This window comes from Microbacterium zouquanmingi (assembly GCF_052266675.1).
In the GTDB taxonomy this organism is placed as follows: Bacteria; Actinomycetota; Actinomycetes; order Actinomycetales; family Microbacteriaceae; genus Microbacterium.
Window position 1 is genome coordinate 603,503 of sequence record NZ_JBQPRA010000001.1, and the last position, 21,977, is coordinate 625,479.

At 66.2% G+C, this 21,977-nt stretch carries 25 protein-coding genes; 11 read left to right on the forward strand and 14 right to left on the reverse strand.

Annotated features, from left to right (window positions below; all coding sequences use genetic code 11):
- Positions 1–213: 213 nt before the first annotated feature.
- Genes ACTU6V_RS02955 through ACTU6V_RS02965 form a run of 3 tightly spaced genes read right to left on the reverse strand, consistent with a single transcriptional unit; the run spans position 214 to position 2,021 of the window.
- Positions 214–957 carry an alpha/beta fold hydrolase gene (locus ACTU6V_RS02955; protein WP_443474895.1) on the reverse strand — a complete coding sequence of 248 codons (744 nt, stop codon included), beginning with the start codon at positions 955–957 and terminating at the stop codon, positions 214–216.
- Positions 958–993: 36 nt separating this feature from the next.
- The gene (locus ACTU6V_RS02960) at positions 994–1,401 is read right to left on the reverse strand and encodes a RidA family protein (RefSeq protein ID WP_443468482.1); all 408 of its coding nucleotides are present in this window, start codon (positions 1,399–1,401) and stop codon (positions 994–996) included.
- Positions 1,386–2,021 (reverse strand): class I SAM-dependent methyltransferase, encoded by a 636-nt coding sequence (locus tag ACTU6V_RS02965; protein ID WP_443468483.1) that lies wholly within the window; start codon positions 2,019–2,021, stop codon positions 1,386–1,388. Before ACTU6V_RS02965 ends, ACTU6V_RS02960 begins: the two co-directional genes overlap by 16 nt.
- A gap of 52 nt (positions 2,022–2,073) precedes the next feature.
- Here ACTU6V_RS02965 and ACTU6V_RS02970 point away from each other — a divergent pair, with 52 nt between their 5' ends.
- Positions 2,074–2,739, forward strand: a complete 666-nt coding sequence (locus ACTU6V_RS02970; protein WP_443468484.1) for an HAD family hydrolase — start codon at positions 2,074–2,076, stop codon at positions 2,737–2,739.
- 9 nt (positions 2,740–2,748) lie between these two features.
- Positions 2,749–3,177 (forward strand): hypothetical protein, encoded by a 429-nt coding sequence (locus ACTU6V_RS02975; RefSeq protein ID WP_443474896.1) that lies wholly within the window; start codon positions 2,749–2,751, stop codon positions 3,175–3,177.
- An 86-nt stretch (positions 3,178–3,263) separates the two neighbouring features.
- Here the strand turns inward: ACTU6V_RS02975 and paaZ are convergent, their stop codons facing one another.
- Genes paaZ through ACTU6V_RS02990 form a run of 3 tightly spaced genes read right to left on the reverse strand, consistent with a single transcriptional unit; the run spans position 3,264 to position 6,861 of the window.
- Positions 3,264–5,288: a phenylacetic acid degradation bifunctional protein PaaZ gene (gene paaZ / locus ACTU6V_RS02980; protein WP_443474897.1), complete on the reverse strand. Its 2,025-nt coding sequence runs from the start codon at positions 5,286–5,288 to the stop codon at positions 3,264–3,266.
- Positions 5,285–6,094, reverse strand: a complete 810-nt coding sequence (locus ACTU6V_RS02985) for a 3-hydroxyacyl-CoA dehydrogenase family protein (protein ID WP_443474998.1) — start codon at positions 6,092–6,094, stop codon at positions 5,285–5,287. The genes paaZ and ACTU6V_RS02985 overlap by 4 nt, the downstream gene beginning before the upstream one ends.
- A 26-nt stretch (positions 6,095–6,120) precedes the next feature.
- Positions 6,121–6,861 (reverse strand): enoyl-CoA hydratase/isomerase family protein, encoded by a 741-nt coding sequence (locus ACTU6V_RS02990; protein ID WP_443474898.1) that lies wholly within the window; start codon positions 6,859–6,861, stop codon positions 6,121–6,123.
- Positions 6,862–6,986: 125 nt separating this feature from the next.
- On the opposite strand from ACTU6V_RS02990, the gene ACTU6V_RS02995 reads away from it, so the two are divergent.
- Positions 6,987–7,592: a TetR/AcrR family transcriptional regulator gene (locus ACTU6V_RS02995; RefSeq protein ID WP_443474999.1), complete on the forward strand. Its 606-nt coding sequence runs from the start codon at positions 6,987–6,989 to the stop codon at positions 7,590–7,592.
- Positions 7,593–7,609: 17 nt separating this feature from the next.
- Here the strand turns inward: ACTU6V_RS02995 and ACTU6V_RS03000 are convergent, their stop codons facing one another.
- From ACTU6V_RS03000 to ACTU6V_RS03015, 4 genes are all read right to left on the reverse strand, one after another.
- Positions 7,610–8,203, reverse strand: coding sequence for a nitroreductase family protein (locus ACTU6V_RS03000; protein WP_443468488.1), 594 nt, complete (start codon positions 8,201–8,203; stop codon positions 7,610–7,612).
- Between the two features lie 108 nt (positions 8,204–8,311).
- On the reverse strand, positions 8,312–9,433 hold the full coding sequence (locus ACTU6V_RS03005) for an ABC transporter permease (protein ID WP_443474899.1): 1,122 nt from the start codon (positions 9,431–9,433) through the stop codon (positions 8,312–8,314).
- A complete protein-coding gene (locus ACTU6V_RS03010; protein WP_443468490.1) occupies positions 9,430–10,326 on the reverse strand; it encodes an ABC transporter ATP-binding protein in 897 nt (298 codons plus the stop codon). Before ACTU6V_RS03010 ends, ACTU6V_RS03005 begins: the two co-directional genes overlap by 4 nt.
- Positions 10,327–10,405: 79 nt before the next feature.
- On the reverse strand, positions 10,406–11,578 hold the full coding sequence (locus ACTU6V_RS03015; RefSeq protein WP_443474900.1) for a benzoate/H(+) symporter BenE family transporter: 1,173 nt from the start codon (positions 11,576–11,578) through the stop codon (positions 10,406–10,408).
- Between the two features lie 120 nt (positions 11,579–11,698).
- Here ACTU6V_RS03015 and ACTU6V_RS03020 point away from each other — a divergent pair, with 120 nt between their 5' ends.
- Positions 11,699–12,271 carry an NADPH-dependent FMN reductase gene (locus tag ACTU6V_RS03020; protein ID WP_443468492.1) on the forward strand — a complete coding sequence of 191 codons (573 nt, stop codon included), beginning with the start codon at positions 11,699–11,701 and terminating at the stop codon, positions 12,269–12,271.
- 54 nt (positions 12,272–12,325) lie between these two features.
- On the opposite strand, the gene ACTU6V_RS03025 is transcribed toward ACTU6V_RS03020, so the two are convergent.
- Both ACTU6V_RS03025 and ACTU6V_RS03030 read right to left on the reverse strand, forming a co-directional pair.
- On the reverse strand, positions 12,326–13,291 hold the full coding sequence (locus tag ACTU6V_RS03025) for a sugar kinase (protein ID WP_443474901.1): 966 nt from the start codon (positions 13,289–13,291) through the stop codon (positions 12,326–12,328).
- On the reverse strand, positions 13,288–13,890 hold the full coding sequence (locus ACTU6V_RS03030; protein WP_443468494.1) for a bifunctional 4-hydroxy-2-oxoglutarate aldolase/2-dehydro-3-deoxy-phosphogluconate aldolase: 603 nt from the start codon (positions 13,888–13,890) through the stop codon (positions 13,288–13,290). Before ACTU6V_RS03030 ends, ACTU6V_RS03025 begins: the two co-directional genes overlap by 4 nt.
- A 127-nt stretch (positions 13,891–14,017) precedes the next feature.
- On the opposite strand from ACTU6V_RS03030, the gene ACTU6V_RS03035 reads away from it, so the two are divergent.
- Entirely contained in the window at positions 14,018–14,782 is a 765-nt protein-coding gene (locus ACTU6V_RS03035) for an IclR family transcriptional regulator (RefSeq protein WP_443468495.1), read from the forward strand.
- Position 14,783: 1 nt separating this feature from the next.
- Here ACTU6V_RS03035 and ACTU6V_RS03040 read toward each other — a convergent pair whose 3' ends face one another.
- The gene (locus ACTU6V_RS03040) at positions 14,784–15,470 is read right to left on the reverse strand and encodes a response regulator (RefSeq protein ID WP_443468496.1); all 687 of its coding nucleotides are present in this window, start codon (positions 15,468–15,470) and stop codon (positions 14,784–14,786) included.
- On the reverse strand, positions 15,467–16,726 hold the full coding sequence (locus tag ACTU6V_RS03045) for a sensor histidine kinase (RefSeq protein WP_443468497.1): 1,260 nt from the start codon (positions 16,724–16,726) through the stop codon (positions 15,467–15,469). Before ACTU6V_RS03045 ends, ACTU6V_RS03040 begins: the two co-directional genes overlap by 4 nt.
- Positions 16,727–16,909: 183 nt before the next feature.
- Between ACTU6V_RS03045 and ACTU6V_RS03050 the strand changes: the two genes are divergently transcribed.
- The 6 genes from ACTU6V_RS03050 (at position 16,910) to ACTU6V_RS03075 (ending at position 21,947) form a co-directional block, all read left to right on the forward strand.
- Positions 16,910–17,356 carry a VOC family protein gene (locus tag ACTU6V_RS03050; protein WP_443468498.1) on the forward strand — a complete coding sequence of 149 codons (447 nt, stop codon included), beginning with the start codon at positions 16,910–16,912 and terminating at the stop codon, positions 17,354–17,356.
- A gap of 1 nt (position 17,357) precedes the next feature.
- Positions 17,358–18,053 (forward strand): winged helix-turn-helix transcriptional regulator, encoded by a 696-nt coding sequence (locus tag ACTU6V_RS03055; RefSeq protein ID WP_443474902.1) that lies wholly within the window; start codon positions 17,358–17,360, stop codon positions 18,051–18,053.
- Positions 18,050–18,673, forward strand: coding sequence for a dihydrofolate reductase family protein (locus ACTU6V_RS03060; protein WP_443468500.1), 624 nt, complete (start codon positions 18,050–18,052; stop codon positions 18,671–18,673). The genes ACTU6V_RS03055 and ACTU6V_RS03060 overlap by 4 nt, the downstream gene beginning before the upstream one ends.
- 452 nt (positions 18,674–19,125) lie before the next feature.
- Positions 19,126–19,719 carry a GNAT family N-acetyltransferase gene (locus ACTU6V_RS03065; protein WP_443474903.1) on the forward strand — a complete coding sequence of 198 codons (594 nt, stop codon included), beginning with the start codon at positions 19,126–19,128 and terminating at the stop codon, positions 19,717–19,719.
- Between the two features lie 607 nt (positions 19,720–20,326).
- Positions 20,327–21,019 carry a hypothetical protein gene (locus ACTU6V_RS03070; RefSeq protein ID WP_443474904.1) on the forward strand — a complete coding sequence of 231 codons (693 nt, stop codon included), beginning with the start codon at positions 20,327–20,329 and terminating at the stop codon, positions 21,017–21,019.
- 97 nt (positions 21,020–21,116) lie between these two features.
- A complete protein-coding gene (locus tag ACTU6V_RS03075) occupies positions 21,117–21,947 on the forward strand; it encodes a TspO/MBR family protein (RefSeq protein ID WP_443468503.1) in 831 nt (276 codons plus the stop codon).
- The last annotated feature ends 30 nt before the right edge of the window (positions 21,948–21,977 follow it).

The following is a 21,977-nucleotide window of genomic DNA, read 5'->3' on the forward strand; positions in this document are numbered from 1 at the left end:
TTTTTCGAAGATTTTCGGTCGCGCTGCTGTTTCCCGCATCCGCTGCTGTTTCCGACATCCCCCGGCGGGAGCGCGCCCCTCCCGACACTGGTGATGCGAGATGATTTCGGTCGATTCCCGACGCTCGCAACCGGCGAAATTCATCTGGCATGTGCTGGCCGCAGCAACTCGAGGAAAGCTGGGGCGCGCGATCACGGTACCGCGTGGCCCTGCTCAGCCGCGACGGAGCAGCTCGGCGACGCGATCGGTGAACCACACGGGGTGCTGGAGGGGGATGCCGTGCCCGCTGTCGTCGACGATCTCGAGCTCGCTGCCGGGCAGTGCACCGTGGATGGCGCGAGCCGAATCGCGCATCAATCGCCGCTCGCGTCGTCCGGCCAGGACGAGTGCGCGACCGGGGAAGGCGGGCCAGGTGCCGGGCAACGTGAATCGGAGATTCGAGCCCACGGCGGCGAGGAGCGTGGCCTTCGTGATGCCGGCGCTGGTGGTGATGTAGTCCTCCATCAAGTGCGGAGGGATGAAGAGTTGGCGAGCCTGCAACCTCGCGAACCATCGCTTGCGGGCGAGAGGCGCGCTGGCGCTCAGCATTGCGAGGGTGAGGCCAGTGAGCGGCAGAGGTTCAGCCTGTGCGCTGACGACGATGACCTGGGCGACGAAGTCGGGATGCTCGGATGCGAGCTGGATGGCGAGTTGCGCACCGAGAGAGAACCCGACGACGGTGGCGGGGCGACCGGGGGCGGCTTCGGCCAGCATTCGAGCGAGCTCGTCGACTGTGGCTGCGTGGGAGACATACGGTTCGTCGGCGGAGCGGCCGTGCCCGGGGAGGTCGGGGATGAGAACTGCGTAGTCCGTCCGCAGTCGCTCCTTCAAAGAATCCCACATCCACCCCGCAACACCGCCGCCATGCAGGAGGAGAACCGGGGGTGCATCGCGCGGTCCGTGAGAGGCGAGGAACATGGTCCTTCAATCCTGTCAGACCTGCCTGGAGCGCATTCAGTCCTGAACGGCGGCGACTGCTTCGATCTCGACGAGCTGGCCGTTGTAGCCGAGGACGGTGACGCCGAGGAGGGTGCTCGGCACATCGTGGCTGCCGAATGCGTCGCGCACGACGTTCCACGCGGTGACGAGGTCTGACTGGTGCGTTGAGGCGACGAGAACGCGGGTGCTGATGACGTCGTCGATGTCGGCGCCGGCCGCCGAGAGAGCGATTCTCATGTTCTCGATGCACTTGGCTGCTTGAGCGGCGAAATCACCGATGCCGGCCGTCGACCCGTCTTCGTTCAGTGGGCACGATCCGGCGAGGAAGATCAGGCGTGCATCCGCTGGGGCAGTCGCGGCGTAGGCGTACTCAGCGGCGTCGGAGAGAGCGGACGAACGGATCAGGGTTACTGCTTGGGGCATGGAGTGCCTTCCGAGTGGAGGGTGGGCTGTCGGCGTTCGCAAATGATCGTCCCGACTGGGCGCTGTCCGCGCGTTTCGCGCAGGTGGGTTTCCCGGGTGGAGAAGCCGGCGGCTTCCAGCCGGTCGCTGAACTCTTGCACCGGCCAGCGGTACGCGCGCAAGACGGCGTGGTCGAACGGCTCGATTGCGTCCCCGCTGAAGAAGCCGAGCGCGAGTTGCGCGCCGGGGCGCAGCACGCGCGCGAACTCGGAGAACAGTGTGACGATCGCGTGCGGTTCGTGATGGATCGTCGAGAACCACGAAAGGATGCCGCCGAGTGAGCCGTCGACTGCATCGATGTGGTCGATGCTCCCCAGATCGAATCGGATGCCGGGATAGCTCGAGCGCGCATGCTCAAGGAAAGAAGGCACGAGGTCGATGCCGCGCGCATCGCAGCCGAGCTCGTTCAGGTGGTTCGTCCAGTGTCCTGGTCCGCAGCCCGCGTCGAGGATCTCTCCGTCGACCTGCGTCGCCCAAGTGCCGATGATCTGCCGGTCTGACGGGTGCACTGCCGACATCGAGCCGAGCAGCTCGACATACTCCGCGGCGCGCGCCGAGTAAGCGGTGGTTGTCGTCGTCACGTCACGAGGGTATCGGGGCGGTGGGAGGTGCGTCTCCTGGCAAGCTGAGGTGGTGACCGCGATTCTCTTCGACCTCGACTCCACTCTCATCGATCACGCGTCGGCTTCAGCGCCGGCCGTCCGAGAGTGGGGCGCCGAGCTGGGGTTGCCGATGGACGGCATCGCGGAGCAGTGGGAGACGCTCTCTTCGCGTCATTACGCCCGTTATCAAGCGCGGGAGATCTCGTTTCAGGGGCAGCGTCGCGAGCGTGTCCGTGATCTGCTCGGGCGTGAGCTCGATGACAGCGAGGCCGACGACCTCTTCGCCGGATATCTTCGGCGTTACGAAGCAGGATGGGCCATGTATGCCGACACCCTGCCGTGTCTAACTCGACTCCAGGACGCCGGAGTGACGCTCGGCATCCTCACCAACGGTGACCGCGCTCAGCAGCTGCAGAAGATCGATCGGTTTGGTATCTCGAGCTTCTTCGATGCAATTGTGTGCTCCTCAGACCTCCCGTACGGAAAGCCGCATCCCGGTGCATTCGCGGCTGCGGCGAAAGCCCTTGGTCGCCAGGGAGCCGATGTTCTCATGGTTGGTGACAGCATCGACAATGATGTGCGCGGCGCGCTCGACGCAGGTCTGCGAGCGATTCTTCTGGATCGAGACGGCCGGTACGTGGGGGATGACGTGGCCGTGATCGCGACGCTCAAAGAACTTGCGGGAACCTTCTCGTAGGGTCATTGCATGAAGCTCCGTCGCCCGCTCGCCCTTGCGCTCCTCGCTGCCGGAGGCGCTGTGTCCATCACGGGGTGTTCGAACGTCGATGCGCTGATCTGGGGAAACGACGGCGCCGAAGTCATCGCGACGACCGAGGAGCTCGTGGGAGATCTTTCTTCCGGCGGAGCATCCGATCTTCTTTGTGAAGATCTCGACGCAGACCTCGGTGCTGCCGCGGATTGGGCCGGTCGATCCGCGGGTGAACCGGAGCGGTTCTTCACCGACTATTGGGAAGAGCAAGCGGCGCTTGATCCGCAGTGGAACATCAATGTGGAGGGGCGTCCCGAAGGGTCGGTCCCCGGCGACATGTTCCCCAGCGACATCTTCTATCGCGAGACGGACGATGGCCTGTGCGTGATCGATGTCGCCTGGTCGACACTCCTCGCTGTCGGCTGACGGATGCCGCCGTGAGCGGATGCCGCGCGGGATGGATTTCGCGCGCGAGAAGTGGCTGGGGGCCGCGAAAAGCATCCCGCGCCCGCCTACTCCTTCTCGACGAGCGTCAGCACGTCGTACGTCGCGACGGTCTCGTCGTTCTGGTTGCGGATGAGCGCATCCCAGCGCACCTCGCCGTACCCGTCCGTCTCGCGCGGCGTGATCTGCTTGGCCGTGAGATCGACGCGGATGCTGTCGCCCGGCGATACCGGAGTCACAAAGCGCAGGTTCTCGAGCCCGTAGTTCGCCAGCACTGGCCCTGGCTCCGGGTCGACGAAGAGCCCTGCCGCCCACGACACGAGCAGGTAGCCGTGCGCGACGCGTCCGGGGAAGAACGGGTTCGCAGATGCGGCCTCCTCATCCATGTGCGCGTAGAACGTGTCGCCGGTGAAGTGCGCGAACGTCTCGATGTCGTCGAGCGTGACTTCGCGAGACTCCGACGCGATCCGGTCGCCGATGCGCAGCTGTGCGAGGGGCTTCCGGAACGGATGGATGCCGTCGTCTCGCGCCGCAGCACCCGTGTGCCACACACCGGTGATCGCCGTGAGCATCTCGGGCGAACCCTGCACTGCTGTGCGCTGCATGTGGTGCAGCACCGCCCGGATGCCGCCGAGTTCCTCACCCCCGCCGGCCCGCCCCGGTCCGCCGTGCACCAGGCCAGGCATCGGTGAGCCGTGACCAGTCGACGAACGAGCATCGTCGCGGTCGAGGAAGAGCACTCGCCCGTTCCAAGCGGCGACGCCCGTCATGATCTCAGTCGCGAAGGAAGGATCGTATGTCGCGACACTCGTCACGAGAGACCCGCCGCCGCGGGCGACGATGTCGGATGCCTCTGCCACAGTGTCATACGTGATCAGCGACGACACCGGACCGAACGCTTCCACTTCATGGACGGCGTCGGCGCGTGCGTCATCGAAGCGCAGGAGGATGGGCGGGACGAAGGCGCCTGAAGAGTCGGATGCTTCGGTGCTACCGATCACGATCCGCCCACCACCATCTATGAGAGCCTGCACCTGGCGCAGCACCTCATCGCGCTGCGCGAGAGAGACGAGCGGCCCCATCGTGACGCCCTCCTCCCGCGGATCCCCGACGGTAACCTTCGCGGTGAGGCGTGCCCGGACGGCGTCGATCACAGCATCCGCTTGACCGGCAGGAACGACGGCACGACGAATCGCGGTGCACTTCTGCCCGGCCTTCGTCGTCATCTCGGTGACGAGCTGGCGCACGTACGCGTCGAACTCGGGAGTGCCGGCGAGAGCATCCGGCCCGAGCACTGACGCGTTGATCGAATCTGTCTCGGCGGTGAACCGCACGCCGGTGGGCGTCTGCGCGCGCAGCGCCGCCGCGGTCGACGCGCTTCCCGTGAAAGCGACGACATCGCCGACCTGCAGCTGGGTGAACAGCGTGGGTACGCCGCCGCTGACGAGCTGCAGCGAACCGGCGGGAAGCAGGCCTGAATCGACGAGAATCCGGACCATCGCCTCGGTGAGATAGCCGGTGGGAGTCGCGGGCTTGATGAGCGAGGGCATGCCGGCGAGAAACGCGGGAGCGAACTTCTCGAGCGGACCCCACACCGCAAAGTTGAACGCGTTGATCTGCACGGCGACACCGGGCAGTCGGGTGTAGATGTGCCGCCCGAGGAAGGTGCCGTCCTTCGACAGCGGCTCAATCGCTCCATCGACATACACCTGCGAGTTTGGCATCTCGCGACGCCCCTTGCCCGAGTACGCGAACAGCACTCCGATGCCGCCGTCGATGTCGACCCACGAGTCGGCCTTGGTCGCACCGGTCTGCGCCGACAGCGCATAAAGCTCGTCCTTGCGCTCGGTCAGCGCAAGCGCGAACTGCTTGAGCAGCAGGGTGCGCTGATGAAATGTCAGCTCGCCGAGCGATGCCTGACCGACGGTCCGCGCGTGGGCCAGCGCACCCGCGAGGTCGAAGCCCTCGGCGCTGACGCGTGCGACCTCGTCGCCGGTCGACGCATCCCGAACGATGGTCGCCTCGCCCTCGGAGTCCGGCGTCCACCACGCATCCTGCGCGTAGCTCGGCACGAGCGGCATTTCGGCAGTCATGGTGTCTCCCATTTGTAGAATCCTTCGCCGCTCTTGCGGCCGAGTTTCCCTTCGGCAACGAGCCGGCGCAGCAGTGCGGGCGGTGCGAAACGATCGCCGAGCGTCGCGTGCAGCTCCTCGGCGATATCGAGGCGTACGTCGAGCCCGACGATGTCGGTCGTGCGCAGCGGACCCATCGGATGCCGGTATCCGAGCTCCATCGCCCGATCGATGTCTTCGGCAGATGCGACCCCCGAATCCAGCATCCGGATCGCCTCGAGCGCCAGCGCGACGCCCAACCTGCTCGACGCGAACCCGGGGGAGTCGCGCACGACGATCGGTGTCTTCTCGATCATCGTCACCCACTCGCGGGCACGCTCGACGACGGCGGGGTCGGTAGCCATGCCCGCCACGATCTCCACGATCGAAGAGGTCGGCACCGGGTTGAAGAAATGCAGCCCGAGAAACCGATCCGGCGTCGTCAGCGCGGCAGCCAGGTCAGTGATCGAGATCGACGATGTGTTCGAGGCGAGCACCGCGCCGGGAGCCGCCGCTTCGATTCGCGCGAGGGCTGCTGCCTTCAGTACGCGATTCTCGGGTACCGCTTCGATCACCAGGTCGCAGCCCTCGAAGGCGGCGATGTCGTCTCCGACGTGGAGTGCGCGATGCAGCGCAGCGGAATCACGGGTGGTGACGCCGCGGTCGATCGAGCGGGAGATGCCCTGGCGGATGCGGTCTGCCGCGGTATCCGCTGTCGCCGCATCGCGCTCGACCACCACGACCTCGCAGCCGGCGAGCAGGAACGCATGTGCGATTCCCGCCCCCATGCGACCACCGCCGAGAACTCCGACCTTCACGGGTGTCCCTTTCTCTCGAGGAAATCAGTCATGCGCCGCATCTTCTCGGCGCTCTCGAACAGTTCGGCCTGCAGCTCGCCGTCGATCGCAGGGTGCGCATCGCGCGGAGCCCGAAGCGCCGTTTTCGTATGCCGGATCGCGAGCGGATCCGCGGCGGCGATGCGGTCGGCGATCGCGTGCGCAGCCGGCATCAGCTCCTCCGGCGCGTGAACGGCGGAGACAAGACCGACGGCCAGCGCATCATCGGCAGTCAGGATGCGTCCGGTGAGCAGCATCTCGCTCGCCAGTCCCTCGCCGACGATCTCGCGCAGGCGCCAGGTCGCGCCCGCCGCCGCGATGATGCCGAGACTCGGCTCAGGGTTGCCGATCTTCAGGCGGGGAGTCGCGATGCGGATGTCGGCGGCATAGGCGAGCTCGGCGCCACCGCCGAGTGCGTAGCCGTCGAGAGCGGCGATCACGGGCATCGGCAGCTCGCGGACGCGGATGAACGCCATCGCATTGATGCCGCGACGTGCATCGTCGGCCCGGCGCGCACGGAGCTGGGTGATGTCGGCGCCGGCGGCGAAACCATCTCCGCTGCCGGTGAGGATCAGGATGCGCGGATCGACCTCGAGCTCGGCGCAGAGCAGGTGCAGGGCGTCGATCATCTCGCGGTCGATCGCGTTGCGTTTCTCTGGCCGATTCAGGCGAGCGATCACGCGATCGGGGCGTCGCTCGATGGCGAGTACGTCGTCCATCACTGCCCCTGACTGCATCGTCGGCGTCGTTGTGCGAGCATGGCCAATTCCTGACCATTCGTTCAGTATTTAGTATGACAAGGAAGTCGCGGGTCGGCAATGATGCCAGACTGTAGCGCGTGTCAGTGTCGAAACAACCCGCGAGCGAGAGCGGCGTGCGGCGAGGGCGGCCGGGCTACGACCAGCGGCAAGTCCTCGATATTGCCGTGCAGGTCTTCATCGAACAGGGCTACGACGCAACCTCAGTGGCGACTCTCGCCACGCGGCTCGGACTGTCGAAGTCGGCGCTGTACCACCACTTCGAATCCAAAGAGGCGCTGCTCGAGGTCGCACTGGATGAGGCACTCAGCGGTCTCGAGGATGCGCTGGCGGATGCTGGTGACGGATCTGCCCGCGACCGCCTGGAGCACGTGCTGCGCGGCGCCGTGCTCGCGCTTGTCGACAAGCTCGCCTACGTCACGCTGCTGCTGCGCGTGCGGGGGAACAGCGACGTCGAGCGGGCGGCGCTCGAGCGCCGGCGTGCGTTCGACCGGGAGGTGACCGCGCTCGTGCGCGAGGCGCAGGGTGAGGGTTCGGTGCGCAGCGATATCGCGCCGCCGGTGGCCACCCGGCTGCTGTTCGGCATGGTCAACTCGATCGTCGAGTGGTACCGGCCGAGCGGTGAAGAAGGCGCGCAGGAACTGGCCCGCGATGTGCTGCGCGTTGTGTTCGACGGGCTGGGGGCGCGGTAGCTTCTCGCGCGAACAGGTCAGGCGCTCGCGATGACCGTCTCGTCGAGGGGGCGACGTACGCGCGGGGCGGACTCGCGCTCCTGCAGCTTCTCGGACAGCGCTGACGCATCGCCGAGCGCGCCGAGAGCGATCACCGAGGTCGGAGTGAACCGCTCCTCGACCCCGGGCAGGGCGCGCAGCGCATCGCGGTCGATGCCACCCATCTGGTGCACGTACAGTCCATCGGCGTGTGCCTGCACCGAGAGGTGTGCGACAGCCTGGCCCAGGTCGTACTGCGCCCACGGGCGGGCCTTGCCCTCGGCATCCTGATCTTCAGAGAGCGCGACGATCAGCACCTGAGCGGCGCCAGCCCACTCGCGGTTGAAGCCGATGAGCGCCTCGTCGATCTGCGTGTGCAGTTCGGTGCCGCGACGGGCGACGATGAAGCGCCACGGCTGGGTGTTGCTCGCCGAGGGCGACCAGCGGGCGGCCTCGAGAGCTGCGGCGAGCTTGTTCTCGTCGATCGGCGTGCTGGCGTCGAATGCCCGAGGGCTCCAGCGCCCCGCCAGAACATCGAGGACGGGAACGGAAGTCGACGCGGTGCGCTCGAGAGTAAGAGTAGGAGTGCTCATGGTGCCTTTCGAGGTCAGAATTCTGCGCAGACCCCGTCGTCGGCTTTCGTATTCAGGCTAATGCACCCTCCTGAACGGAGGGTGCGCTCGCTTGAACGGAGGCTCGGCTCACGGACGCAGCGCGTCACGGAACTTCACGCGCGCCCCCATCTTCAGCAGCGAGTTCTCGTAGATCTTCGCGCCGAGGAGCACGACGATCGCGCAGGCGACGAGCATGATCGCCAGCGATGCCAGCGGCTCCCACCACGCGGCCTCGTTGAAGAACAGCCGGATCGGCATGCCCACCGGCGCCGAGAACGGCACATAGGAGAGCACGGTCATGACCACCGGGTTGTCGCCGAAGAAGATCACCAGGAAGTACGGAATCATCGTCAGATACATCACCGGCGTCATCGTGGCGCCGACATCCTCCTGGCGGGAGACCAGCGAACCTGCCGCCGCGAACATCGCCGCGAGCAGGATGAACCCGAAGAAGAAGAACACCGCGAACCACGCGATCGGTCCGCCGATTCCCTGCAGGACCTCGGTCTGTCCCGACACGATGAGTCCGATCGTTCCGACGATCACGAGGAGCAGAATCTGCGAGATCGCCAGCAGGGTGTTGCCGAGAACCTTTCCGGCCAGCAGCACCCGGGCGGGGATCGCCGAGAGGAGGATCTCGATGACGCGGGTCTGCTTCTCCTCCACGACGCTCGTCGCGATCGGGGAGCCGAAAGTGATCGCGGCCATCATGAACACCAGCCCGAACCCGATGCCGAGGATGTAGCGGAGCGCGCCGTTCGCCGGATCGGCGTCGAGCAGCTCGACCGCCGGTGCCTGCGAGAGCATCATCACCAGCGACTGCGGTGCCTCCTCGTCGGCGATGATGACGATTCCGGTCGGCGACGAGGTGTCTTCGATGAGCGCGGCGTCGACCGTGCCGTCCGTGACGAGCTCTTCGGCTGCGGCGCGATCGACCACCTCAGTGACGTCGAAGCCGTCTGCGTCTTGGAGAAGCGCGGAAGCCCCGCTCGTCGCCGCGATCGGCGTGGTGCTGGGCGCAGCACTCGCGAAACCCGCCCAGATGACACCGGCGAGGGCCATGAGCAGCAGGATGCCGGTCGAGATCAGATACGCCTTGCTGCGCAGTCGGGTGGAGAGTTCGCGTTCGGCGACGAGCCAGACGCCCTGTGCGGACGACAGCGCGCGGGTGGAGGGCAGTGCGCGGGTGGAGGGTGTTGACGTGGTCACTGGATGACCTCCTTGAAGATCTGCGAGAGCGAGGGATGCTGGGGGGCGAAGTGGGCGACGTCGCCGCCTTCGAGTGCACGGCGCAGAACGCGCTGCGCGATGGCGGGGTCTTCAGCGTCGAAGATGGCGTTGCCGCCCTCGAAGTCGATGACGCTCACGCCCGGCTCGTCACGCAGCCAGCCGACATCGCCGCTGCTTTCGAGCTCCCAGCGCGGAGCGGAGTGCTCCTCGCGAAGCCGGTCGCGGGGGCCTGCGGCGCGGATGGTGCCGCCGGCGATGATCACGAGGTCGTCGCAGAGCCGCTCGACGACGTCGAGCTGGTGCGAGGAGAACAGCACCGAGACTCCGCGGGATGCGCGCTCCTGCAGCACGCCGGCGACGGTCTCGACGGCGAGCGGATCGAGGCCCGAGAACGGCTCGTCGAGGATGAGCACTTCAGGATCATGCACGAGGGATGCCGCGATTTGAGCGCGCTGCTGGTTTCCGAGCGAGAGCGCCTCGAGGTTGTCGTTCAGGCGCTCGCCGAGACCCAGCTCTGTGAGTAGTGCGGTCGCCTTCTCCACGGCATCCGCCTTGGTGAACCCGTGCAGGCGAGCGAGGTAGACGACCTGCTCGAGCACCTTCATCTTCGGGTAAAGCCCGCGCTCTTCGGGCATATACCCGAACTGGCGGCGGGCGTCGGCGGTGAGCGGTGCGGCACCGAGCGTGATCTCTCCGCCATCGGATGAGAGCAGACCGAGGACGATCCGCATCGTCGTGGTTTTGCCGGCGCCGTTGCCGCCGACGAAGCCGGTGAGGCGCCCGGCTGCGACTGAGAAGGAGACGTCATCGAGGACGCGACGGGCGCCGTAATTTTTCGTGACGCCGGTGAGCTGCAGTGTTCCTGAAGGCATGGCTCCACGCTATTGAGCGCGGGTGGGCGTCGGCATCCCCCACAGGGGGGATCTTCGGCATCCGCCTTGCGGCGCGGCGTCACCGGCGTCGGGTCAGCACCGCGCGGACGAGGAGTCCTGCGGCCAGCGCCCAGAACGCGGCGCTGACGCCGGCGATCGCAAGGCCCGATGCCGCGATGAGGAAGGTCACGACGGCCGCCATGCGCTCGCCGGGCTCCGCGACGGCCTGGTGGATAGCCGAGCCGAGGGCCGTGAACAGGGCGACGCCTGCGACTGCGGGGATGACCGCGGCGGGCGCCAGGATCACGAGGGCGGAGAAGGCCGCCGCGAGTCCGCCGAGCATGATGTAGATGACACCGGTGGATGCTCCGGCCACCCAGCGTCGCCTCGCGTCGGGGTCCGCTTCGGGGGAAGCCGCGAGTGCGGCACTGATCGCGGCGAGGTTGATGCCGTGTCCGCCTGCGGGGGCGCCGAGTGCCGTGCCGATCCCGGTGACGAGCATCGCCGGCCGCCAGGGCACCTCGTATTCGAAGCTGCGCATGATCGCGACGCCGGGGACGTTCTGCGAGGCCATCGTCACGATGAACAGCGGCAGGGCGACGCCGACGAGGGCGCCGACGGTGAAGGTGGGCATGGTGAGTTCGATGCGGGGAATGAGCAGACCGGCATCCAGCGGTGCACCGGTGCGGATGAGTTCGACGGTGATGACGACCGCCGCGGCGACGAAGGCGAGCGGGGTGGCCCAGCGGGGCGCGAGCCTCATGAAGATCAGCCAGGTGATGAGGATGGGCAGAACGCCCCAGGGGTTCTCGGCGAGACCGGTGATCGGCGCGAGACACAGGGGGAGCAGAACGCCTGCGAGCATCGCCTGCGCGATCGATGCCGGAATCCGAGCGATGAGCCGGCCGAACCCCGGCCAGAGCCCGGCGAGCAGAGTGAGGGCCGCGACGACCAGGAATGCGCCGATGACCGCGGACCAACCGCCTTCGACGGCGCCGGTGGCAGCGAGAAGCGCGGCTCCGGGCGTCGACCAGGCGACGGTGATCGGCATCCGATACCGCCAGGCGAGGACGATGCACGCGATGCCCATCGTGAGGCTCAGGATGATGAGTCCGCTCGTTGCCTGGGGGGCTGTGGCGCCCACCGCGTCCAGACCGGTGAGCACGACCGCGAAGGAGCTGGTGAAGCCGACGAGTGCCGTCACGATCCCCGCGGTGATGGGGCGCGACAGCGGGGAGGTCGCGTCGGTCATAGGAATGAGGCTAGCGGTTCCCACCAGATTCTTATATGCGCTGGAATATAATTCTGTCTTCGGCAGTTGACATGATCAGACCGCAATCGGCTCGTCTGAGCCCGAACAGAAGGAATACCCGTGACCCGCACCATCGGATACATCGTCGGCAGCATCTCGAGCACCTCCATCAACCGCCGCCTCGCGCGCGTTCTGGCCAACCTCGCCCCGGAGGGCACCGAGCTCGTCGAGATCCCGATCAAAGATCTGCCCTTCTACTCGCCCGACTTCGACGGCGACTTCCCGCAGGCCGCTCTCGACTACAAGAAGGCCATCGCCGACGTCGACGGCGTGATCATCGTCACCCCTGAGTACAGTCGATCGATCCCCGGCGTGCTCAAGAATGCTCTCGACTGGTCGACTCGCCCGTACGGTGACATGTCGTTCTTCGGCAAGCCCGTCGCCGTCATCGGCACTTCGGGATCCGGTGTGGCCACCGCCGCAGCTCAGCAGCACCTGCGTGCGATCCTCGGTCACTTCAACGCCATCACCATGGGCCAGCCCGAGGGGTTCATCCAGGATCGCCCCGGCCTGTTCACCGATGAGGGCCAGGTCACCGACGACAGCACCGCAGGCTTCCTCGTCGGCTATCTCGAGGCGTTCAACGGTCTCATCTCGCGCGTGCAGCATTCCGCGGAGCTCGTAGGCGCCTGACGCACCGACCGCACACGAACGCCCGCTCCCCGGAGCGGGCGTTCGTCGTAAGGCTCAGCGCTGGACGGGCTCGGCACCCGGCATCCGCAGTTCGTCGAGATCAGCACGCGACGGCGCCGTCTCCCAATCGCCCTCGCCCGTGCAGGCGATCGCACCGCACGCGATGGCGGTCGCCAGGCGCGTCTGAAGAGACGCGCCCCGCGCGAGTTCGGTGAGCCAGCCCGCGACGAACGCGTCTCCCGCGCCGACCGTGTCGACCACGTCGACGGCGATCGCCGCGCTCTCGATCCGCTCGTCGTCGTCTGGCATCGAGGTGATCGCGACCGCACCCTCGGCGCCGCGCTTGATCACGACCTCCGTCGGGCCCAGCGCGCGCAGCGCATGCAATTGCGCATCGAGGTCGCTCACGCCGGTCACGAGTGCGGCCTCGTCCTCTCCGGCAAAGACGATGTCAGCCCGTGAGGTGAGTGCACGATAGGCCTCGGCATGGTCGCGGTCATCTCGCCACAGCGCGCTGCGGTGGTTCACGTCGAACGAGACGAGCACTCCGGCAACCTTCGCGCGATCGATCGCCGCATTCACGGTTTTCAGAGGGCCAGGTCCGAGGCCCGCTGAGATGCCGGTGATGTGAAGGATGCGCGCGCGCTCGACGAGCCCTGCAGGGACATCGGTGGGCTGGAGTCTGCTTCCGGCCTGGCCGTCTCGGTAATAGACGATTCGCGTGGTTCCGGTGCGGGGTCGTTCTTTGAGCATCAACGCCGTCGCGGCATCCGGATCGACAGTCGCGGCGATCTCCACGCCCTCGGCACGGATCTCGCGGGTGATCAGAGAACCGATCGCGTCGTCGCCGATCCTGCCGCACCATGCGGCACGACCGCCGAGGCGCGCGACACCGATGGCGACGTTGCTCTCCGCGCCCCCGAAGCCCAGTCGCATATCGCGCGTCAGTGCCAGCTGGCCGGTCCGAGCGGGCACGAGGAGTCCGAGGCTCTCGCCGATCGTGAGGACGTCGAGGCTCATGGCAGCTGCGTCAATGCTGCGCGGGCGGCATCGGCCACGACATCCGCGCCCTCGGCCGCGCGCTTCGTGATCCAGCTGCCGCTCGCGGCGAACACCGCACGATGCGACAGGTGCTCGCGGAGGTTCTCGGCCGTCACTCCGCCTGAGGGCATGAAGCGCACGTCGCGGTACACGTCGGCGTACGCCGACAGCACCGATAGGGCCTGGAACGGCCCCGCCGGGAACAGCTTCAGTCGGTTCAAGCCCAGCCGCATGGCGGCTTGGATCTCGGTGGGAGTCAGCACCCCCGGCACAATCGGGAGACCGGCATCCTGCACGAATCGCACGACATCTTCGTCCAGACCAGGAGTGACCACGAACTGCGCGCCGGCGGCGATCGCCTCTTTCGCCTGTGTGACACTCAGGACAGTGCCTGCGCCGACCAGCAGATCGCCGCGTGCGGCCAGCTTCTCGATCGCGGGCATGCCGTGCTCGCCGCGCAGGGCAACTTCGACGACAGGCAGTCCGCCTGCGACGAGTCCGGCTCCGATCGCGTCGATGTCGGACGCCTGAGCGACGGAGGCGAGGGGGATGATCCGGTGCTCTAACAGGGTGCTCATCCGGGGTCCTCTCTGTCGGCGGACGCAGATTTGGCGCGCGACATGATCCATGTGACGGAACTTAGTTCTATTTTCGCTACTCTAGCGGCTATAAGGAAGATCTGCAGCGCGCTGAGATGATGGGAAGATGATCGATTCGGGGAACAAAGCGCCCTCCGGGGGCGCGAGCCAGAAGACACTGGAGGTGCTCGAGGCTGCGCTGTTGAACGATCGGTTCACCGACATCGTCGCCGACACCGGGCTGCCGAAGTCGACAGTGCACCGGATCCTCGCGACGCTCGTGGCTGAGGGCTTCGTCTTCGGCGACGCCGACCACGGGTTCCGAGCCGGGCCGCGGTTCATGGCACTGGCGGGCCGTGCGATCTCTGAGCTCGACATGTCCGAGATCGCGCAGCCGGTGGTCGACCGGCTCGTAGCCGAGGTCGACTGCACCGTGCACGTGGGCGTCGTCTCCGGCGACGAGATGGTCTACATCATCCGCACGGACTCGTCCAAGCCGTACCGCATGCGCTCGCGCGTGGGGCTTGCCATCCCCCTGCACTCCACGGGGATGGGGAAGGTCGTGTTGGCGGCACGGTCCGACGGCGACGTTGCAGCACTCGCTCAGCGCACGGGGCTGCCCGCGTACACTGACGCGACGATCACTGACCTCGGGCGCCTGCAGGAGGAGTTCGCAAAGATCCGCGAGCGCGGCTATGCCCTGGATCTTGGTGAGAACGAGGTCGGCACGGTGTGTGTGTCGGCGCCGATCCGCGATCACACCGGGCGGGTCACATCGGGGCTGTCGGTCTCATCGATCGCGCTGGAGCACCCTGGGTGCAGCATCGAGGAGCTGGCCCCGTTCGCTGTTGCTGCCGGTAACGAGATCTCCCGGCTGCTCGGCGCTCCGTAGCTCAGCGAGACCCGGCGAGATCGGGGTAGTGGCGCAGCGTCAGCACGACCGCCTGCACGCGATCGCGAGCGCCGAGCTTCTGCAGGATCCGCGAGACGTGCGTCTTCACCGTCGCCTCGCCGATGAACATCGCGGTGGCGATCTCGGCGTTGCTCATCGCCTCGGCCATGAGCGCGAGCACTTCTGCCTCGCGGTCGGTGAGGGGGGCGGTGAGTGAGAGCGTCGGAGGTGCTGTCGACGCGCCGCCCGCGCCGGACGAAACCGCATACCGCTGCATCACGCGCCGGGTCACCTCTGGCGCCAGCATCCCGTCGCCGGCGGCCAGCACGCGGACGGCCGACACGAGATCCTCGGGACTGCTGTTCTTGAGCAGGAAGCCGCTCGCGCCAGCATCCAGCGCGCTGAACAGGTAGTCGTCGCGATCGAAGGTCGTCACGATCGCGATCGTGGCGTGCACCTCGGGATCGGCGACGATGCGCCCCGTCGCCTCGATGCCGTCCATGTCGGGCATCTGCACATCCATGCAGATGACGTCGGGCTTCAGAGCGGATGCCGCCGCCACAGCCTCCGCGCCCGTCGATGCCTCGCCGACCACCGTGATGTCGGGCTGCGCATCGAGGATCGTGCGGAAGCCGGCGCGCAGCATCGCGTGGTCGTCGACGAGGAGCACGCGGATCGGTTCGGTCATGCGGATGCTCCGGTGAGGGAAGCGGCATCCGTCAGCGGCACGCGCACGCGTACCCGCCACCCGCCCTGTTCGCGGGGCGCCGATTCGATCGTTCCGCCCGAAGACAGTGCGCGCTCACGCATCCCGAGCTGGCCCATGCCGGGGCGGGGTGTCAGCACCCGCCTGCCCGTGTTCACGACTTCGAGCTCGACGTCCGCGGCGGTGCGACGCAGGCGCACGTCCGCTGTGGCACCCGGTCCTGCATGACGGCGCGCGTTCGTGAGCGACTCCTGCGCGATGCGGTACAGGTTCACCTGCACGACTGAGGACACGTGACGCTCCTCGCCGACCGTGGTGAAGGTGGTCGGCATGCCTGCGTCATTCGCGGCTTCCACCAACTGAGCGATGTCACAAAGCTCGATCGTGGAGGCATCTTCGGCATCGGCATCCGACGAGCGCAGCGTTTCGAGCAGGTGCCGAAGCTCGCTGATCGCCGTGCGTGCGGACTCTTCGATTCCGGTGAGGATCTGCTTCGACGCGGCGGGGTCCTGGTCGATCACGATGCGGGCGGCTCCCGCCTGCACGCCCATGACCGAGACGTGGTGGGCGACGACATCGTGCAGCTCGCGCGCGATGCGCACCCGGTCGAGAGCCACGGCCTGAGCCGCGGTCACTTCACGTTCGCGCTCGAGGTCGGCCGTGCGCTGCTCGAGAGCCAGACGCTGCATCGCAGCCTTCCATGCGCGCTCACCGAAGTAGTAGGCGCCGGCGAAGTACAGCACGTTCAGAAGAACCTGCAGCATCATGAACGCGACATAGGGCGACATGGCACCTGCGATCACGTCTTCTTCCTGAGCGGTGCTGATCACGTCGTAGTACATCGTGATCATCAGCCAGATGAACATGCCGATGATGATCGCCACGCGCACGAGCATGGCTGCGCGACGGTTCTGCATCCAGGCGCCCACGGTGTACAGGGTGATGAACATCGCGATGTTCCCCGCATACATCTCGGGGATGTGCAGCGTCACCGCCACGAAATATGCGGCGGCGACGATGACGGCCACGATTCCGGGGCGGATGCGACGCCACGCGAGTGGGACAGCGATCACCACGAGGTAGATCAGCGCCTGCCAGAGCGGAGCCTGCAGGTCGCCATAGAGCTCGGAGACCGCAGACAGCGCGGCACTGATCACACCGGCGACGAAGACGATGACGGCGAGCAGGGCGTCAGCCCGTCGCTGGCGTGGGCTCAGCGTGCGGGAGAAGTCAGACATGCTTCAACGGTACGGGGAAGCGGATGCCGCGGCATCCGCCCTGCGACGGATTCTGCCGACGAGAATCAGTGCCGGTCCTCGTTGCCGCGAACCCCATTGACAGCGATACTTGTTTTTTGCAAGTATCGATGTCATCAGGTCCGGCGAGCTCGCCGACCCCGACGATCCGACAAAGGAGTCAGTATGTCAACCAAGGTCTTCGTCAACCTCCCCACCGCCGATCTCGAGCGCAGCAAGGCGTTCTACACCGGGCTCGGCTGTGACATCAGCCCGGAGTTCACCGATGAGAACGCCGCCTGCGTCGTATGGAGCGAGGACATCTATTTCATGGTTCTCAAGCGCGAATACTTCGCCACGTTCACCGACAAGCCGATCGCCGATCCGAATGAATCCGTGCAGGTGTCGGTCTCGTTCAGCCAAGAGTCTCGAGAGGCCGTCGACGCGATCCTCGCCAAGGGGCTCGCGGCCGGCGGTACCGAGCCGAAGCCAGCACAGGACTACGGATTCATGTACTCCCGTGATCTGGATGACCCGGACGGCAACAGTCTCGGCTTCCTCTACATGAGTGAAGAGGCCGTCGAGAAGGGCCCGGAGGCGTACATGGCCGAGCAGAGCGCGGAGTCGGCCTGACGTGGCGGCGCGCAGCTACGGCCAGTACTGCGGGATCACGACGGCCGTGGAACTGATCGGGGAGCGATGGGCGATGCTCATCGTCCGTGATCTGCTCGTGGGGCCGAGGCGTTACACCGATCTCAAAAAGGGCCTCCCGCGCATCCCCACGAACATCCTCTCCACGCGGCTGAGGGAGCTGCAGGAGGGCGGCGTCGTGCGCAGAGTTCCGCTGAAGAACTGCGGGCTCGTCTACGAACTCACCCCCCACGGGCAGGCTCTCGAGCCAATCATGCTCGCGATCGGACGCTGGGGCTTCCCAGCCATGGGAAACCCTTCGGCAGGCGACGTCGTCACTCCCGATTCGCTCACCATGGCACTGCGAACGGCGTTCCGATCTGAGGCGGCGACGGATGCCGACTACGAATTGCACGTCGGCGAGGTCGCGTTGCGCGCGCAGGTGCGCGACGGGATGCTGTCCGTCGCGCAGATCACGCCATCCGCGCCGCCCGTCGGTGGGCGTGCAACGGACGGCGAAGCGGATGCCGTGCTCGTCGCCGGCCCCGGCATCCGCCGCCTGATCGGCGGTGAGATCACGCCTGCTGAAGCGATCGCCCACGATATCGTCGCGGTCGTCCGGGGCGAGGAGTCGTTCCTGGACTCGTTCGCCTCGACATTCCACATCGCGTCATTCGAGTTGCAAGGAGCCGAATCATGACCGGCCGCATCATCATCGATCTGTTCACCACGCTCGACGGCGTCGCCCAGGCGCCAGGTGGCCCGGAGGAGGACACCGCAGACGACTTCCCCTTCGGCGGCTGGCAGGCCGGAGTGCCTGATGATGCCGTCGGCAAGTGGGTCATGGACGGCATGTCCACGCTCGACGCGCTGCTGCTCGGCCGTCGCACGTACGACATCTTCGCGTCGTACTGGCCACACCACATGACCGGTTCTGAGGGACCGATCGGGCAGTTGTTCGATCGGGTGCCGAAGTACGTCGCCTCTCGCGACGCCGACATCGCGCTCGAATGGCAGGGCAGCTCGCGCGTCGGCGGCGACCTTCCGGCTGAGATCACACGGCTGCGCTCGCAGCATGAGGATGTCCACGTGATCGGCAGCGTCGGCCTGGTGCAGACTCTGCTCACCGAGCAGTTGTTCGACGAGCTGCAACTCTGGGTTTACCCGGTCGTTCTCGGCCGGGGCAAGAAAGTGTTCCCCGACGGGGCCGCCGCTGCGAATCTCAGGCTGCTCGGCGCCGAGGCGGGTGAAAGCGGCGCGGTGAGCCTGCGCTACGCGCCCGGGCCCGGTCCGGTGCGCACCGGAGTGATGGGGGAGTGACCCGGCGGGCCCGTGACCGACGCTCCCGCCGGTCGCTGCGCGAACGAAGCGAGACGACTCCGCCGTAGATTCCACGAGGTGTTGAGCGCGGATGCGGTCACCCCTGGACACGGATATTCGGGGTGTCTCATAACTAACGTCGAGCACCTCGAAACCGGTGATCAGTCCCAGACGCCTCGTGTCTCTAGGGCTTTGAGACACTTATTCGCTTGCTCACGTTCGAGCCGGTCGCGCCGAAGTCTCCGACAGTTGTCTTCCGATGGCCTGGTGACCTGGACGCGTTCATCGGTGAAGACACACCTCACCCAGCGGACTCGATGATCTCCGAGGCGGGAGGTGTCCGGCATCGAGATTGCGGGAGTTGGCACGGCGTGGGGCCCGATCTGTCGCAGTTCGGTGGCCAGCGGAAGACTAGCTAGCCTGCGTCATCTCACGACGCCAGACTGGGAAGGATGAACAACATTGTCAAGGTGATCGTTGCGGGTTCGGAGGACTGGCAGCTCGTGCGGTCGGCTTTCGGTTCGCGAGGAACGCGGCCGACGTCCTGCTGGTGTCAGCGATTCATCGGGGCGCCGCCCGACGGCGACAAGGAGAGCGCACTCCGCCACCAGATACACGAGAACAAGCCACCATTCGGGCTCGTCGCCCTCATCGACGACGATCCCGTCGGGTGGTCCCGGGTCTCTCGACGACTAGACTTGCCGGGCGTCCGTGCCAACACCGCGTTGCAGAGGGTCCTCCCCCCGGACCCCTTCGCATGGTGGGTTGCATGCTTCACAGTCCAGGCTACCTTCCGCCATCGGGGGGTCGGGAGAGCGCTGCTTTCCGGAGCGATCGAGCACGCGCGCGTGAACGGCGCGTCCGCTCTGGAAGGGCATCCGGTAGACGTCCAGCGGTTGTCAGCCAGCAAAGTGAGTGGAGCGGCCCTTTTCACCGGAACGTTGGCAACGTTTCAAGACGCGGGCTTCTCAGAAATAGGCCGGACGTTCCCGAGTCGACCTGTGATGAGGTTGAGCTTCGAAGAGCAACCTGGCCCCGCGGAATAGAGCCTCGATTCACCGATGCCCTTCAAGCACCCTCCGGCCGGGGTATCTGCGGTTTCGCTGACCCGAACTCATGTCGGCGACGGGGCTGGTTCCCGATGCGCAGCTCGTGTCTCGTAACCTCCCTGTCTCGTAACGCATGGGTTGCGGGACATCTGCCGTCGCCTCGCCGCCGCATGCATAGCGCTTGTTCATGAGATCAGCAACCGTCTGCCAGCGAGTCTGTGACGCCTCGTGCGCGGCAGGGTCTGGAATGCGGAACGGCTGCGCCGCATTGGCTTTCTGCAGCGACGACCACGATGAGGCCCGTCAAGCCGTGGTGCTGATCACCGAAGACATCTTCGGCACTGAGCGCGACTCGTACTCAACCACGAGCTCTATACGCTAGCCGCTCGCGAGGCGTCTTATCGCGAGCTCACCAGCATATGGATGGCGCGGAGCCGCGACGCCCTCGAGCGGCACTTCGATCCGCTGACGACGGGGATGCTGGACTCCTTGATCGAGGGGTGACCATTCTTCGCGCGTGCTGTTCGTCGGCGAGATGCCATAAGCGGCCGTGCTGCGTCAAGGGCCAGGTTTTAACCCCGAAAGACACATACGTTGAGTCGGCATGGACAGTTTCATTTTCCTCTGCTTCGCGATCGCATACATCGCCCTGCTCGTCTGGGGTGTTGCTCTGCTGTTCAAACGGCGCAGGGCGACCGCTTCTGATTTGGCTCTGCTCGTCGTGCTCGGCCTCGTCTACGACAACACCGTGATCGGACTCGGTGCCATCATCGGTGAAGGTGCCGCGCTCGAAGTGCTGAACTCGGCGCGGTACTGGTTGCACGCGCTCCTCACGCCACTGCTGGTTCTTGTCGCCTGGCATGTGCTGAGACGCACCGGCCTCCGTTGGGCGCGCACCGTTTGGGCCGCCGTAGTGGCGCTCGGGGTAACGGCGGCACTCGTGATTTACGAGGCCATCGTCGGCCCGCTGCAGATGTGGCTCGTGGCCGATCGTGAATATGGGGCACTCAGCTACAACAACGAGAATGCCCCGGATGGGCCCCCGATCATGGTTCTCATCGTCGCCCTCGCTCTGCTGCTCGCGGGCACATTCGCATGGGTGCGCACGCGCTGGCCGTGGCTGACCGTCGTGACGGTGATCATGGTGGCGGGTAGCTCCATCACATTGCCAGTTCCCAGTGCTGCGATCGTCAACGCCTTCGAGCTGATTTTGCTCATCGGCATCGTGGCGACGATCGCGTTCCAAGACCGGACCTCGGCTCGCCGCATGCCCGAGTCCCGGTATCCGGATCGTTGATCTACATGCGTTGTGGGATGGGCGCCTGCTGGTTGAATATGGAGGTCTACGCCCAATTCCTCTGTCTTCGTGGGCATCGCTCGCGTAGGGTGCGAGCATGGCCGGTTCACCTCAGACCTCTGACCGTGTGAGACAAGTCATCGTCTTCGTTCTTGCGCTCGTGGCGATCGCTGGTGCCTTCTTCGGTTCCGGCGCGCTTGGCGGTACACCGATTCAAGACGCGGCCGGCGGCGCGCTTGCATCTGATTCGACGCTGATCGCGCCGGCGGGTCCGGCATTCAGTGTCTGGTCGGTCATCTACCTCGGGCTGATGGCATATGCCGTGTGGCAGTTGTTCCCCAGCCAGGCGGCGCGAGCGGTGCACCGTCGCGTCGGGTACCTCATCGCTCTGTCTATGCTGCTCAACGCCGCATGGATCGGAGTCATACAGCTCGGCCAGGTCGGATTGTCCGTGCTCGTCATTTTCGTCCTACTCACCGTGCTCGGCGTCACGTTCAGTCTGTTGCTGCGCACGCCCCGGAATGCTGATTCGAAGGCGGCAGTCGTCGTCGAGTCCATCGTTCTTGACGGCACGGTCGGGTTGTATTTGGGGTGGGTGACGATCGCGACCGCTGCGAACGTGGCTGCGTGGTTGACTGCCCTTGGGTTCCGTGGCTTCGGTATCGACCCTGACGCCTGGGGTGTGGGTGTCGTTGTCGTCGCTGCACTGTGTGGCGTGGCCACGGCGATCTCGGGGCGCGGACGCTTGACGCCGGCGATCGCTTTGGCATGGGGACTGTGCTGGGTTGCTGTCGCCAGAATCACTGACGAACCTGCGTCTCAACTGGTCGGGATCGCGGCTGTTGTTGCGGCGTGCGTCGTTGTCGTCGCAGCGGTTGTGTACCGCGTCGTCGCTCAGCACGCTGATAGCCGCTCTGCCGTGGCGTAAGCCGCGGTCTCCACTCGATACTCGCGCCGT

Coding starts and splice junctions, on each gene's coding strand:
- ACTU6V_RS02985 (WP_443474998.1), bottom strand. CDS start 6,094: ATGGGGGCGGGAATCGCACATGCGTTCCTGCTCGCCGGCTGCGAGGTC.
- ACTU6V_RS03050 (WP_443468498.1), top strand. CDS start 16,910: ATGTCAACCAAGGTCTTCGTCAACCTCCCCACCGCCGATCTCGAGCGC.
- ACTU6V_RS03065 (WP_443474903.1), top strand. CDS start 19,126: ATGAACAACATTGTCAAGGTGATCGTTGCGGGTTCGGAGGACTGGCAG.
- ACTU6V_RS02975 (WP_443474896.1), top strand. CDS start 2,749: ATGAAGCTCCGTCGCCCGCTCGCCCTTGCGCTCCTCGCTGCCGGAGGC.
- ACTU6V_RS03015 (WP_443474900.1), bottom strand. CDS start 11,578: ATGACCGACGCGACCTCCCCGCTGTCGCGCCCCATCACCGCGGGGATC.
- ACTU6V_RS02960 (WP_443468482.1), bottom strand. CDS start 1,401: ATGCCCCAAGCAGTAACCCTGATCCGTTCGTCCGCTCTCTCCGACGCC.
- ACTU6V_RS03070 (WP_443474904.1), top strand. CDS start 20,327: ATGGACAGTTTCATTTTCCTCTGCTTCGCGATCGCATACATCGCCCTG.
- ACTU6V_RS02955 (WP_443474895.1), bottom strand. CDS start 957: ATGTTCCTCGCCTCTCACGGACCGCGCGATGCACCCCCGGTTCTCCTC.
- ACTU6V_RS03030 (WP_443468494.1), bottom strand. CDS start 13,890: ATGAGCACCCTGTTAGAGCACCGGATCATCCCCCTCGCCTCCGTCGCT.
- ACTU6V_RS03000 (WP_443468488.1), bottom strand. CDS start 8,203: ATGAGCACTCCTACTCTTACTCTCGAGCGCACCGCGTCGACTTCCGTT.
- ACTU6V_RS03060 (WP_443468500.1), top strand. CDS start 18,050: ATGACCGGCCGCATCATCATCGATCTGTTCACCACGCTCGACGGCGTC.
- ACTU6V_RS03035 (WP_443468495.1), top strand. CDS start 14,018: ATGATCGATTCGGGGAACAAAGCGCCCTCCGGGGGCGCGAGCCAGAAG.
- ACTU6V_RS03045 (WP_443468497.1), bottom strand. CDS start 16,726: ATGTCTGACTTCTCCCGCACGCTGAGCCCACGCCAGCGACGGGCTGAC.
- ACTU6V_RS03040 (WP_443468496.1), bottom strand. CDS start 15,470: ATGACCGAACCGATCCGCGTGCTCCTCGTCGACGACCACGCGATGCTG.
- paaZ (WP_443474897.1), bottom strand. CDS start 5,288: ATGACTGCCGAAATGCCGCTCGTGCCGAGCTACGCGCAGGATGCGTGG.
- ACTU6V_RS03075 (WP_443468503.1), top strand. CDS start 21,117: ATGGCCGGTTCACCTCAGACCTCTGACCGTGTGAGACAAGTCATCGTC.
- ACTU6V_RS03025 (WP_443474901.1), bottom strand. CDS start 13,291: ATGAGCCTCGACGTCCTCACGATCGGCGAGAGCCTCGGACTCCTCGTG.
- ACTU6V_RS02990 (WP_443474898.1), bottom strand. CDS start 6,861: ATGGACGACGTACTCGCCATCGAGCGACGCCCCGATCGCGTGATCGCT.
- ACTU6V_RS03010 (WP_443468490.1), bottom strand. CDS start 10,326: ATGCCTTCAGGAACACTGCAGCTCACCGGCGTCACGAAAAATTACGGC.